At 70.8% G+C, this 13,065-nt stretch carries 10 protein-coding genes and 2 CRISPR repeat arrays (1 of these 12 running past the window's edge); all 10 genes read left to right on the top strand.

Annotated features, from left to right (window positions below):
* A CRISPR array of direct repeats spans nt 1–669; the repeat unit is 29 nt; unit sequence GGGACCATCCCCGCGGGTGCGGGGAGTAG; it reaches 275 nt to the left of the window's first position.
* 334 nt (nt 670–1,003) lie between these two features.
* Nucleotides 1,004–3,826, top strand: coding sequence for a CRISPR-associated helicase Cas3' (gene cas3, locus ACH499_RS32770; protein WP_399020488.1), 2,823 nt, complete (start codon nt 1,004–1,006; stop codon nt 3,824–3,826).
* On the top strand, nt 3,810–5,585 hold the full coding sequence (gene casA, locus ACH499_RS32765) for a type I-E CRISPR-associated protein Cse1/CasA (RefSeq protein WP_399020486.1): 1,776 nt from the start codon (nt 3,810–3,812) through the stop codon (nt 5,583–5,585). Before cas3 ends, casA begins: the two co-directional genes overlap by 17 nt.
* Nucleotides 5,582–6,259 carry a type I-E CRISPR-associated protein Cse2/CasB gene (casB, locus tag ACH499_RS32760; protein ID WP_399020484.1) on the top strand — a complete coding sequence of 226 codons (678 nt, stop codon included), beginning with the start codon at nt 5,582–5,584 and terminating at the stop codon, nt 6,257–6,259. The genes casA and casB overlap by 4 nt, the downstream gene beginning before the upstream one ends.
* Complete coding sequence (gene cas7e / locus ACH499_RS32755; protein WP_399020482.1) at nt 6,256–7,452, top strand: type I-E CRISPR-associated protein Cas7/Cse4/CasC; 1,197 nt, start codon at nt 6,256–6,258, stop codon at nt 7,450–7,452. Before casB ends, cas7e begins: the two co-directional genes overlap by 4 nt.
* Nucleotides 7,449–8,183, top strand: coding sequence for a type I-E CRISPR-associated protein Cas5/CasD (cas5e, locus tag ACH499_RS32750; protein WP_399020480.1), 735 nt, complete (start codon nt 7,449–7,451; stop codon nt 8,181–8,183). Before cas7e ends, cas5e begins: the two co-directional genes overlap by 4 nt.
* Nucleotides 8,183–8,962, top strand: coding sequence for a type I-E CRISPR-associated protein Cas6/Cse3/CasE (cas6e, locus tag ACH499_RS32745; protein WP_399020477.1), 780 nt, complete (start codon nt 8,183–8,185; stop codon nt 8,960–8,962). The genes cas5e and cas6e overlap by 1 nt, the downstream gene beginning before the upstream one ends.
* Nucleotides 8,959–9,927 carry a type I-E CRISPR-associated endonuclease Cas1e gene (gene cas1e, locus ACH499_RS32740; protein WP_399020475.1) on the top strand — a complete coding sequence of 323 codons (969 nt, stop codon included), beginning with the start codon at nt 8,959–8,961 and terminating at the stop codon, nt 9,925–9,927. Before cas6e ends, cas1e begins: the two co-directional genes overlap by 4 nt.
* Nucleotides 9,924–10,286, top strand: coding sequence for a type I-E CRISPR-associated endoribonuclease Cas2e (gene cas2e / locus ACH499_RS32735; RefSeq protein WP_399020473.1), 363 nt, complete (start codon nt 9,924–9,926; stop codon nt 10,284–10,286). Before cas1e ends, cas2e begins: the two co-directional genes overlap by 4 nt.
* A gap of 92 nt (nt 10,287–10,378) precedes the next feature.
* A CRISPR array of direct repeats spans nt 10,379–11,259; the repeat unit is 29 nt; unit sequence CTGCTCCCCGCACCCGCGGGGATGGTCCC.
* A 116-nt stretch (nt 11,260–11,375) separates the two neighbouring features.
* A complete protein-coding gene (locus ACH499_RS32730; protein ID WP_399020471.1) occupies nt 11,376–11,651 on the top strand; it encodes a hypothetical protein in 276 nt (91 codons plus the stop codon).
* Nucleotides 11,651–12,049 carry a hypothetical protein gene (locus tag ACH499_RS32725; RefSeq protein WP_399020469.1) on the top strand — a complete coding sequence of 133 codons (399 nt, stop codon included), beginning with the start codon at nt 11,651–11,653 and terminating at the stop codon, nt 12,047–12,049. The genes ACH499_RS32730 and ACH499_RS32725 overlap by 1 nt, the downstream gene beginning before the upstream one ends.
* The last annotated feature ends 1,016 nt before the right edge of the window (nt 12,050–13,065 follow it).

Raw genomic sequence — 13,065 nt, 5'->3', positions numbered from 1 at the left:
CGGCGCGGAGACTGTCCGGGCGATGCTGCCGGGACCATCCCCGCGGGTGCGGGGAGTAGCGTCACCCCCCGGGGCGGACACCCCGTGCCTCAGGACCATCCCCGCGGGTGCGGGGAGTAGGAAGACGAGGTCTCCGGGCTTTACCTGGCCCGGGGACCATCCCCGCGGGTGCGGGGAGTAGTGGGTACGGACTCTCCAGAAGATCAACCCCAAGGGACCATCCCCGCGGGTGCGGGGAGTAGCCGGAGGCGCCTCCAGGCCCTCGCAGCTATCGGGGACCATCCCCGCGGGTGCGGGGAGTAGTTCGTCAGCCTGTAGACCGACCGCAGCACCCAGGGACCATCCCCGCGGGTGCGGGGAGTAGGGTGTCGCGCCAGGTGACGGTCAGCAGGGACGGGGACCATCCCCGCGGGTGCGGGGAGTAGCTCGCCGAGACGGCGCTGAAGCTGCTGGTCGCGGGACCATCCCCGCGGGTGCGGGGAGTAGACCCGCTGCACGGACTGCGACCGCGGCACCTGGGGACCATCCCCGCGGGTGCGGGGAGTAGTTCGACGTGCCGTCCATGGACCTGGGGGGCCCGGGACCATCCCCGCGGGTGCGGGGAGTAGGGAGCCGACTTCGCTTTCCCGTCCCCTCCCCCGGGACCATCCCCGCGGGTGCGGGGAGTAGACTCCCTGACCTGCGACTTTAGTGCTGGACGGTGGCACTATTAGCAAGAATCAAAGATTCCGGCGAAAAGGTCATCAGTAACATTTCGGGGTTCTGTGAGTCTCCGAGACGAGGGTGTGAACGGAACACCCTATGGCTTGTCTGCTCTCCTGTTTGAGGATCACCGTGTTTAGCCATTCTGGCGCCTGAGGGCGGGTTTTGCCTGTATCAATCCCTCATGAGCATTGGGGGGAATGCCCGTGCCAGCCTGCTGTGCCGGCTCGGGGGGCCGGCTCGGTCGGTGTGGGCCAAGCATGACCGTGACACCGATGGGTGGCTGCCGTTGTGGCGGCACATGGAGGACAGTGCCGCGGTTGCCGGTCTGTTGTGGGATCAGTGGCTGCCCGTAGGGGTGCGGCGGCTGGTGGCGGAGGCGTTGCCGCGGGGGGAGTCGGACGCCCGCGCGCTCGCGGTGTGGCTCGCCGGAGTGCATGACATCGGCAAAGCGACCCCCGCGTTCGCCTGTCAGGTCGACCAACTCGCCGACGCCATGCGCGGCCAGGGACTGGAGATGCGCTCGGCGAGGGCGGTGGGGCCGGACCGCCGGATCGCGCCGCACGGCCTGGCCGGGCAGGTGCTGCTGGGTGAGTGGCTGGAGGAGCGGCACGGGTGGGGGCCGGCCCGGACCGGGCAGTTGACGGTGGTGGTGGGCGGACATCACGGTGTGCCGCCCGAGCACGGGCAGATCAAAGCCCTTTACGGACACGAGGAGCTGCTGCGCACCCCCGGTGCGAGCAGTGGTGTCTGGCGGCAGGTGCAGACCGAGTTGCTCGACGCCTGCGCAGGCCATTTCGGGGTGGCCGGGCGGCTGGGCGCGTGGCGGGCGGTGAAACTGCCGCAGCCGGTGCAGGTGTTGCTGACCGCGCTGGTCATCGTCTCCGACTGGATCGCCAGCAATCCGGACCTCTTCCCCTACTTCCCCGACGGCGCGTCGCGCAGCGGTCAGGAGCGTCTTGTCGCGGCCTGGCAGGGGCTGGACCTGCCGGCGCCTTGGCAGGCCGAGGAGCCTGCTCAGGTCGCTCAGGACTTGTTCACTGCCCGGTTCGGGCTGCCGGCGGGGGCGAAGGTGCGCCCCGTTCAGGAGGCGGCCGTGGAACTCGCCCGGGAGATGGACACGCCCGGTCTGGTGGTCGTCGAGGCCCCGATGGGCGAGGGCAAGACGGAGGCGGCGCTCGCCGTGGCCGAGATCTTCGCGGCGCGCTCCGGCGCGGGTGGGGTTTTCTTCGCCCTGCCCACCATGGCCACCGGCAACGCCATGTTCCCCCGCCTGCTGGACTGGCTGGACCGGCTGCCGGGGGTGGCGGGCTCCCGCCGCTCGGTGCACCTGGCTCATTCGAAGGCGGCTCTCAATGAGGACTTCGCCGGTCTGATGGCGCGCGCGGGGCGGGTCGCGGCCGTCGATGTGGACGGGGCGGCGCCTGCGTCCGGGCGGCAGCCGGATGTGGGGCGTCGGGCGGGTGCGGAGCTGGTGGCGCATGCGTGGCTGCGCGGGCGTAAGAAGGCGATGCTGGCCTCGTTCGTGGCGGGCACCATTGATCAGTTGCTGTTCGCCGGGCTGAAGAGCAGGCATCTGGCGCTGCGTCATCTTGCCGTGGCCGGGAAGGTCGTCGTCATCGATGAGGCGCATGCCTACGACACCTACATGAGCGTGTATCTGGACCGGGTGCTGGCCTGGCTGGGGGCGTACCGGGTTCCGGTGGTGGTGTTGTCCGCGACCTTGCCGGCGTCGCGCAGGCGCGAACTCGTCGAGGCGTACGCCGACCGGTCCGAAGCGGTCGCCTTCGGGGACACGACCGCGCTGAACGTGACCGCGACGGACGCGTACCCGCTGTTGACGGCCGTCTGTCCGGGCGGTGTTCCGCTGGTCCGCCGCCCGCAGGCGTCGGCCCGGTCGGCGCAGGTGTGTCTGGAGCGTCTCCCCGACGGCCTGGACGTTCTCGCCAACCGGCTGGAGAGCGAGCTGGCCGACGGCGGGTGCGTCCTGGTGATCAGGAACACAGTCAAGCGGGTGCTGGAGACGGCTCGCGCGCTGCGCGACCGGTTCGGCGCCGAGAACGTGACCGTTGCCCACTCGTGCTTCGTCGACCTCGACCGTGCGGACAAGGACAGCGCACTGCTGCGGCTCTTCGGTCCCCCGGAGAAGACGGACGACAGACCCACCGGCCGGCACATCGTGGTGGCCAGTCAGGTGGCCGAGCAGTCTCTGGACGTCGACTTCGACCTGCTGGTCAGCGACCTGTGCCCGGTCGACCTGCTCCTGCAGCGCATGGGCCGCCTGCACCGCCACCTGCGCGGTGCGGGCCAGGACGAGCGGCCCGAGCGGCTGCGGACCGCGCGCTGCCTGGTGACGGGAACCGACTGGACAGCGGACGTGCCTGCCCCGGTGCGGGGGTCGGTCGCCGTGTACGGGAGGTATGCCCTGCTGCGGTCGGCTGCGGTGCTCCTGCCCAACCTCGACGGAGGGTCCCGACGGCTGGTGCAACTCCCGACGGACATCAGCACCCTCGTGCAGAGCGCCTACGGCGAGGGAACGGTCGGGCCGGACCACTGGCAGGACGCGCTGAAGAAGGCGCGCGAGCAGTTCGAGCGGCACCGCGAGGACCAGGCCGAACGCGCCGCCGTGTTCCGTCTGGGCAAGGTCGGCAAAACGGGGCGGCCTCTGTTCGGCTGGGTTGCCGCCGGTGTGGGGGACACTGACGACACCCCCGCCGGGCGTGCCCAGGTCCGCGACAGCCGGGACAGTCTGGAGGTCGTCGTCGTGCAGCGGCGCGGTGACGGGAGCCTCGCCACCCTGCCGTGGCTGCCAGGGGACGGCACCGGTCGGCAGCGCGCTGGCATCGAGCTGCCGCAGGACGCGACGCCCGCGTGGTTCGCAGCCCGTACGGCCGCGAGCTGCGGACTGCGGCTTCCCCTGCAGTTCTCCGGCGAGGTCATGGACCGGGCCATCGAGGAGCTGGAGCGGCTGTATCTGCCCAAGTGGCAGGGCAAGGACAGCCCTTGGCTCTCCGACCAGCTGATCCTCGCACTCGACGAGGACTGTCAGACCCACCTGGCAGGCTTCTGTCTCCGCTACAGCCCGAGTGACGGTCTTGAGGTGACCCGTGACGCAGACGACTGAACCACCCTCCACCGGCAGCGAGGAGGGCGCGGGCGAGATGGTGTCCTTCGACCTGACGAGCCGGCCATGGATCGGCGTGCTCCGGGTCGACGGTTCCCAGGACGAGCTGTCGCTCGGCCAGGTCTTCGAACAGGCCGATCAGCTGCTACGTGTCGTGGGTGACCTGGCCACCCAGGAGTTCGCCCTGATGCGTCTCCTGCTGGCCCTCGTGCACGACGCTCTGGACGGGCCCGCTGACATCGAGGAGTGGGCGGAGCTGTGGGAGGACCCCGACTGCTTCTCCCCCGTCCAGTCGTACCTCGAGGAGCATCGGGGCCGGTTCGACCTTCTCCACCCGGTCACCCCCTTCCTGCAGACCGCAGGGCTTCGCACGGCGAAGGACGAGGTGTTCTCCCTCAACCGGATCGTGGCCGACGTGCCCGCCGGTGAGCCGTTCTTCAGCGCGCGGATGCCGGACGTCAAACGGCTGGCGTTCGCCGAGGCCGCCCGCTGGGTCGTGCACGTCCACGCCTTTGACACCTCCGGCATCAAGACCGGCATGGCCGGTGACGAGCGGGTCAAGGGCGGCAAGGTGTATCCGCTCGGCACCGGCTGGGCGGGCGGTCTCGGCGGTGTCTTCGTGGAGGGCGCAACGCTGCGTGAGACCCTGCTGCTGAATCTGGTGGCGGCGGACACCGACGTGCTCGACTTCTCCCCCGGCGACCGGCCGGCCTGGCGCCGTGAACCCTGCGGGCCGGGTGCCGACGGGCGCTCGGTGACCGGCGTCCGTGACCTGTACACCTGGCAATCCCGGCGAGTGCGTCTGCACCACGATGCGGACGGCGTCCACGGCGTCGTCCTCGGGTACGGCGATCCGCTCCCTTCGAGGAACATGCACCGCCGTGAGCCGATGACCCCGTGGCGGCGCAGCCAGGTGCAGGAGAAGAAGCTGGGGCTCTCACGTGTGTACCTGCCCCTGGAGCACGATCCGGCCCGGTTGGCGTGGCGGGGCATCGCCGCGCTCCTCGCCGACCGGCTGGAGGACGGCCAGGGAGCCGGTGGTGCGTCGCGTCTGCGGCCGAGGAACCTCGAATGGGTGGCCCGCCTGGTGACCGAGGGGCACCTTTCCCGTCACTTCCTCGTCCGTGCCCGGGTGGTGGGTGTCAGCTACGGGACCCAGCAGTCCGTGATCGACGAGGTGATCGACGACCGTCTGGTGATGCCGGTCGTCCTGCTGCACGGGCAGGACTCTGTGTATGCCCGGCAGGCCATTTCCGCGGCCGAGGACGCCGACTGGGCGGTGCGGGTTCTGGGTGACCTGGCGGCCGACCTGGCCCGAGCGGCCGGAGCCGAGCAGGAGGGGCCGAAGGCCGCAGCCCGAGCCGAAGGGTTCGACGCGCTGGACCAGCCGTACCGCGGCTGGCTGTCCGCCATGGCCACGGCCCCGGATCCCTTCGAGCACCGGCACGCATGGCAGCGGCAGGTCCGGCAGGCGGTGGGCCGCCTCGGTGACCGTCTCATCGCCGCCGCGGGCGATACGGCCTGGGAGGGACGGGTCGACACCGACCACAAGGGCGTCACCCGCTGGCTGAACGCGGGCCTGGCCGACGTGTGGTTCCGGGGGCGACTGGCCGGGGTCCTCGGCGACCCGGGCCCCCTGGGTGCCGGGAGCAGCGGCGGCGATGCCGCCGCCTCGGCCGGTGATGGTCCGCTCGGGCCGGGCCCGGCCGGTCTGCAGGAATCCGATCACGCAGCGACCGAACCGAAGGTGCGTTTATGACCACTACATTCGCATCATCCCCGCCCGTCACCGTCCCGGTCGACCAACGGGTGGCGGAGCTTGCCGCCGCGCTCATCGGCTCCTGGCAGGAGGGATATCTCAACGACAGGCCACCGGCGGTCGCCGCTCTGGCCCGCCTGCGCCGCGGTGCGGGCCGTGAGGCGGGCGAGACGCCCGACCTGTGGCAGCTGATCGACACCGGCCCGTTCCACGCACCCGGCGGGGCGCGGCCGTTGAGCGAGCAGGAGCTGAACCGCGCCGAGAACGCGCTGCACGCAGCCCTCACTCTGTGGGCGTTCCACCAGCAGTCCCGCGGCACCCCTATGCACCGCCGCCACAGCCGTGAGCGGCCGGGCGGCCTGGGTGCGGCGGTCCGGCGGCTGATGCCGGCCGACGGCGTCGACGAACCCGTCCGCAAGCGGCTGGTCCGCGCGGGTACCGCCCCCGACCTCATCGCCCTCACCCAAAGGCTGCGCGACATCGTCGCCCTGCTGCGCCGTGAGGACATCCCTCTCGACTACGCCCTCCTGGCCGGCCAGCTCTATCTCTGGCAGTGGCCCGACGGCCCCGCCGCCGTCCGCCGCCGCTGGGGCCGCTCCTTCCACGAGCAGCGGCGCGACCAGCCAGCCCCCGACGAGAACACCGCCCCGGACACCGACAAGGACGCCTCGTGAACCGCATCTTCCTGGACGTGCACGCCCTGCAGACCGTCCCGCCCAGCAACCTCAACCGGGACGACACGGGCGCGCCCAAGACAGCCGTCTACGGCGGGGTCCCCCGCGCCCGTGTCTCCAGCCAGGCGTGGAAGCGGGCCATCCGCACCTACTTCGGGGACGAGCATCTGCTCGACCCCGCCGAGCTGGGCGTGCGGACCAAGAAGATCGTGGAGCTCCTGGCCGACCGGATCACCGGGCTCGACGAGTCCGTCGGGCGGGAGAGGGCGCTGGAACTCGCCGACGAGACCGTCAAGGCAGCGGGCTTCAAGACTGAAATCCCCAAGCGGAAGGCCGACCAGGCGAAGAAGGACGGCAGCCCTGCCCCGGCCCCCGAGAGCAAGTACCTGGTCTTCCTCAGTTCCCGGCAGCTCGACGGCCTGGCCCGCCTCGCCCTCGACGGGGCCGCCGACATCACGGCATTCCTGAAGACCAAGGAGAACAAGGCCCGCGCCAAGGAGCTCGCGGACACCCGCCACTCCGTGGACATCGCCCTGTTCGGCCGGATGGTCGCCGACATCGCCGACATCAACGTCGACGCCGCCGTCCAGGTCGCACACGCCCTCAGCGTCCACCGGGTCGAGACCGAGTCCGACTACTACACCGCCGTCGACGACGAGAACACCGACGAGGAGACCGGTGCCGGAATGATCGGCACCGTCGACTTCAACTCGGCGACCCTCTACCGCTACGCCGCCCTCGGCGTGCACCAGCTCGCCGCCAACCTCGGCCAGGGCCTGCGCGAGGACGAACCGCGCACCGAGCCCGTGCGCCGCGCCGTCGAGGCGTTCGTGCGCGCCTTTGCGGAATCCCTGCCCACCGGGAAGATCAACACCTTCGGGCACCACACCGAGCCCGACGCCGTCATCGTCAGGCTCCGCACCACCCGGCCCATCAGCTACGTCGCCGCCTTCGAGGACCCGGTCCGCAGCCACGGCGGCGGACACCTGCGCGAGGCCGCCGACCGGCTCGCCGACTATGCGTCCGACGTCGAACGCGCCTACGCGGACCCCGAGAGCACCCTCACCTGGGTCCTGCGCGTCGGCCCCGCCACGCAGAAACTTGCCGGTCTCGGCACCGAGACCGGCACGCTGCGCGAACTCGCCACCGCCGTCGGCCAGGCCGTCGCGGAACGCCTGGAGAAGCCCGCATGAGCGTGCTCGCCCTCCGCCTGGCAGGCCCCCTGCAGTCCTGGGGGGCCTCCTCCCGTTTCACCTGCCGCACCACCGAACCGGCCCCGACCAAGAGCGGCGTCGTCGGCCTGCTCGCCGCGGCGGCCGGCATCGAACGCGGCGACGACGCCCGCCTCGCTGCCCTGGCGGCCCTCAGATTCGCTGTCCGCATCGACCAGCCGGGCACCCGGATCCGGGACTTCCACACCGCCCACCACGGCGACACCGGCACGTCCATGCCGCTGTCCGAACGGTTCTACCTCGCCGACGCCGTCTTCGTCGCCGCCCTCGAAGGCGACCACACCCTCCTCGCCGGCCTGCACGACGCCCTGCGCACCCCCGCCTACCCGCCCTACCTCGGGCGGCGCTCGTGCCCGCCCTCCGAACCGGTCGAACTCGGCCTGCACCAGGACACCCGCCTCGAGGACGTCCTGAAAAGCCTGCCCTGGCAAGCGTCCCCCTGGTACCGCAAACGCCACCCCACCCCGCAGACCCTGACCGTGCTGCGGGAATCGACCACCGGCGAGGACCCTGGCACGGCAGACGTTCTGCGCGACCAGCCGGTCAGCTTCAACACCGCGCACCGCCGGCACGCACTGCGCACCGTCGTCACCACCGCCGTACCCACCCCGAACCCGGCGGGCGGCGGCAGCCCGCACAGCACACACGATCCGTTCGCCGCCCTCGACGTCCTGGAGGATGAGAGCACCTGATGTACATCTCCCGCTTCCGGGTCAACACCGCACGGCCCACAGCCCGACGCCTGCTGTCCTCACCCCAGACCATGCACGCGGCCGTCATGTCATCGTTCCCGCACATCCTGCCCTCCGACAGCCCGGCGCCCGGCGCACCCCGGGTGCTGTGGCGTCTGGACCAGCAGGCCCGCGCCGAGGTCCTGCTGTACATCGTCAGCCCCGACCGTCCCGACCTGACGCACCTGGTCGAGCAGGCCGGATGGCCCGCCGTCGCCGACGCCGAAAACCCCGGCTGGCAAACCCGGCCCTACGCCCCCCTCCTGGACCGGCTGACCACCGGTGACCGCTGGGCGTTCCGCCTGACCGCGAACCCCGTGCACACCATCCGCCGCAAGGAGGGCGAACCCCGCAAACTGACCGCCCACCTGACGCCCGTTCACCAGATGGGCTGGCTGCTCGACGAAGAACGCCAACAACGCCTCGGCTTCCGCGTCTGCGAAAAACCCGCGGACCGGCGACTCCTGCCAGAAGGCACCACCCACCACAAACGGCCTCATCCCGGCGACCGGTACGAGCTGACCGTACGGGACACACGGTCCCTCTCCTTCAACAAGACCCGGAACACTGACGGCCCACGGGACAAGCCGGTCACCGTTGTCGCCGTCACCTTCGAAGGACGGCTCGAGGTCACCGACCCCGAAGCCCTGCGCCGCACCCTCACCCAGGGCGCCGGCCGGGCCCGTGCCTACGGCTGCGGCCTCCTCACCCTCGCCCCGCCCGCCCGGCAGACACCATGAGCACGATCTCCCGGCGTACGGCACTCACCCCGAGGCAGCTCACCCGCACCGGTGAACGCCTGTCCTTCGTCTATCTGGAACGCTGCACGGTCCACCGCGACGCCAACGCCATCACCGCCCAGGACGCGGAAGGCACCACCCACATCCCGTCGGCGACCATCGGCACCCTCCTCCTCGGCCCCGGCACACGCATAACCCACCAGGCCATGAGCGTGCTCGGCGAGACCGGCGCGGCCGTGTGCTGGGTCGGTGAACACGGCGTGCGCTATTACGCCTCCGGCCGTGCGCTCAGCCGCTCCTCCGCCCTCATGGAAGCCCAGGCCCGGCAGTGGGCCAACCCACGCAGCCGCCTCACGGTGGCACGCGCTATGTACCGGCTGCGCTTCCCGGACGAAGACCCGGCCGGCCTCACCCGACATGAGCTCCTCGGCCGCGAAGGACGACGGGTCAAGGACTGCTACCGCGCCGAAGCAGCCCGCACCGGCGTCCCCTGGCGAGGCCGCCGCTTCACCCCCGGTGACTTCAACAGCGGCGACTCCGTCAACCAGGCCATCACCGCCGCCGCCCAGTGCATGTACGGCATCGCCCACGCCGTCGTCGCCTCCCTGGGCTGCAGCCCTGCCCTCGGTTTCATCCACTCCGGCCACGAACTGTCCTTCGTCCTGGACATCGCCGACCTCTACAAGACAGAAATCGGCATCCCGCTCGCCTTCGACATGGCCGCGCAGGACGAGGAGGACATCGGCTCCCGCACCCGCCGTGCACTGCGGGACCGCATCAACGAGACGTCCCTGCTGAACCGGTGCGTCGACGACATCAAACACCTCCTGCTGCCGCAGACACGCACCTCTCCCGATCCAAGCAGCGACCAGGACATCGTCACACTCCAAAGCGACCACGACCGTCATGTCGTCTCCGGCGTCAACTACGACGGCCCCGAGGACTACGGGGGCGAGCTCTGGTGACCGTCATCGTCCTCACCAACTGCCCGGCCGGACTACGGGGCTTCCTCACCCGCTGGATGCTGGAAATCTCCGCCGGCGTATTCGTGGGCAACCCATCAGCCCGGATCCGCGACGTTCTCTGGGAAGAGGTTCAGCAGTACGCAGGCCAAGGGCGCGCCCTCCTGGCACACACCACCAACAACGAACAGGGATTCACCTTCCGCACCCACGACCATGCCTGGCACCCGACTGACCACGACGGCGTCACCCTCATCCACCGCCCCAACCCGAACACACCTGCCCCCCGCCCAACACCCCGAACCGGCCCGCCAGCCGGCTGGAGCAGAGCCTCCAAACGCCGACGCTACGGGAGAGGCTAATGCGCATAAAACTGCTTGCGCCCTATTTGCGGGAATCAGGGAAAGTGCTCGGAAACCGCCTACCACACCGATAAACCCGCAGGTCACCCAGTCTGCTCCCCGCACCCGCGGGGATGGTCCCTCGACATGCTCCAGATTCGTCACGTGACGAAATCTGCTCCCCGCACCCGCGGGGATGGTCCCCCCCGCTACATCGAGGAGGAGCCCCGCTGTGACTGCTCCCCGCACCCGCGGGGATGGTCCCATCACGGTCACCGAGGCGATGCACGAGCTGAACTGCTCCCCGCACCCGCGGGGATGGTCCCGTCGAGACGTCCAACCAGGTCGTTGCGGGCGACTGCTCCCCGCACCCGCGGGGATGGTCCCGTGCGTCCGTCCTCGATGGCGGCTTTGTTCCGCTGCTCCCCGCACCCGCGGGGATGGTCCCCGTGGCACCCGGGAAACCGCCGGACCGCATAGCTGCTCCCCGCACCCGCGGGGATGGTCCCCAGGGCACTCTTAACCTGGAGTCCGCCAATGCCTGCTCCCCGCACCCGCGGGGATGGTCCCGGGCTGCCCATGTTGATGGCCCAGCCGGTGTGCTGCTCCCCGCACCCGCGGGGATGGTCCCACGTTGCCGTCGCGGAGGATGAGGTTCATCGCCTGCTCCCCGCACCCGCGGGGATGGTCCCAGGCCCGTGAAGGCATTGATCACCTTCGGGGTCTGCTCCCCGCACCCGCGGGGATGGTCCCGCGTGAATGGCGGTGCGTACGAGCTTGGACAACTGCTCCCCGCACCCGCGGGGATGGTCCCCCCGCGTCGTCTTCCAAGCCCTGTGCGACGCGCGGCTCCCCGCACCCGCAGGGATGGTCCCGCCCGGCCGCCGCCCGGCGGCGCAGTCCCGTTCTGCTCCCCGTACCCGCAGGGATGGTCCCAAGCACACGGGGCGTATCCACCTGGTGGAGTCCTCCCCGCACCCGCGGGGATGGTCCCACGGCCCCGAGCGTGGGCCAAGGGGTGATCACTGCCTGACCTCAGCCAGTGACGGCTACCACCGCACGGCCACGTTTCCTCTACCAGCAGTAGAGGGGCGCGGTAGAGTGAGGAACATGGCAGCAGACGAGACGAGCATCAAGGTGAGCGCGGCGGCGCGGGACAGGCTCGCGCAGCTGGCGGCCGAGCACGGCACCACTATTCGCGGCCTGGTGGAGGACCTCGCTCAGGGGACTCCGACCCAGGCCGAGTACGCGGAGCGTGCCGAGCTGGCCCGCGCCGAGCTCGCCTCCGCCCTCGGCAACGCTCCGAGTCCGGAGGCCGAGGCGAAGGCCCGTGCGCTGCTGGAGCGCCTGGGCGGTGCGCATCACGGTTCGCAGACGGCCGCGTAGTGGCGGCGATCTCGGTCGTTTTGGACCACACGGCCGCCGCTGCTCTGTACGACCCGAAGGATCCGTTCAACGAGGCGGTCGCCGCGTTCTACGTGCAGGCCTCCGGCGGGCTCGGTGATCTGTATGCGCCGGTGCTGTCGCTGACGGCCGGTGACGCGGAGCGGCCTGGGCTGCTGGGCTACATCAAGGGGCTGCGGTTCATCCGGATCGAGGTGTTCGACACCGACGCAGCGGTCACTGCCACCGAACTGCTGCGCTTCGGGCACTCCTGGGCCGCTGTCCACGCCATCCACGCCGCCCGCCCATCCGCGGCCCACCCCGCCGGGCGCTTTCTTCTGACCCTGACCCCCAAGGCCTACGCCGGCACTGGCGTCCAGGCCGTCCACCCCGGCCAGTAGGCGTAAGCCGTCGACGGCAGAAGACGGTCAGGCTCCCCCGCCCGAGGGAGGGTCCCCTCGTGAAGGGCGGCAAGCCCTAACTGGCGGCCTGCTCCCCGCACCCGCGGGGATGGTCCCACCGCGGCAGCCGAGAGGGAGTTCGCCCGGAACTGCTCCCCGCACCCGCGGGGATGGTCCCGTCTGCAGCTCAGCCTTGGTGGCCTTATCGGCTTGCTCCCCGCACCCGCGGGGATGGTCCCTACGTGCGCAACATCGAGGCGCTGATGCCGCGCTGCTCCCCGCACCCGCGGGGATGGTCCCATGCCCGCCACGGTGCCGAGCCGCTTCTCGACCTGCTCCCCGCACCCGCGGGGATGGTCCCAGGTCCCGACGGTCGTCCGTCAGAGCGTCCGCCTGCTCCCCGCACCTGCGGGGATGGTCCCAGGTTGCTGATGCTGTCGATAACCTTGGTCGTCTGCTCCCCGTACCCGCGGGGATGGTCCCCGCCTGAGGCGGCAGCGCGGCAACCAGGTTGGCTGCTCCCCGCACCCGCGGGAATGGTCCCATCATGGTGGAGGCCCTCGCCAAGAACGAGGACCTGCTCCCCGCGCCCGCAGGGATGGTCCCCCGCCAGACATCGACCTCGACGTCGACGACCGCTGCTCCCCGCACTCGCGGGGATGGTCCCTATGCAGGTTGCAGAATGATGCTTGCCAACGCGTGCTCCCCGCACCCACAGGGATGGTCCCTGGCTCGGCCTCGGTGATCAGAAGACGCCGTGCTGCTCCCCACACCCGCGGGGATGGTCCCAGCACCTTCGCGCCACTCTTGAAGCCCTGCGGCTACTCCCTGCACCCGCGGGGATGGTCCCAGGACGAGGCCGATCACGACGGCGACGGCCACCTGCTCCCCGCCCCCGCGGGGATGGCCCCCACCCAACGATGAGGAGACAGCGCAGGTGCTCATCTGCTCCCCGCACCCGTGGGGATGGTCCCGGCTCCTGAAGTCGATGGAGCGGCTCGAGCGGCTGCTCCCGC

Source organism: Streptomyces sp. NPDC018947, assembly GCF_044390505.1.
In the GTDB taxonomy this organism is placed as follows: Bacteria; Actinomycetota; Actinomycetes; order Streptomycetales; family Streptomycetaceae; genus Streptomyces.
Note: the sequence above shows the minus strand (reverse complement) of the source record. Positions and strands in the feature narration are given on the sequence as shown.

Coding starts and splice junctions, on each gene's coding strand:
- cas3 (WP_399020488.1), top strand. CDS start 1,004: ATGGAGGACAGTGCCGCGGTTGCCGGTCTGTTGTGGGATCAGTGGCTG.
- ACH499_RS32730 (WP_399020471.1), top strand. CDS start 11,376: ATGGCAGCAGACGAGACGAGCATCAAGGTGAGCGCGGCGGCGCGGGAC.
- cas1e (WP_399020475.1), top strand. CDS start 8,959: ATGAGCACGATCTCCCGGCGTACGGCACTCACCCCGAGGCAGCTCACC.
- cas6e (WP_399020477.1), top strand. CDS start 8,183: ATGTACATCTCCCGCTTCCGGGTCAACACCGCACGGCCCACAGCCCGA.
- cas5e (WP_399020480.1), top strand. CDS start 7,449: ATGAGCGTGCTCGCCCTCCGCCTGGCAGGCCCCCTGCAGTCCTGGGGG.
- casB (WP_399020484.1), top strand. CDS start 5,582: ATGACCACTACATTCGCATCATCCCCGCCCGTCACCGTCCCGGTCGAC.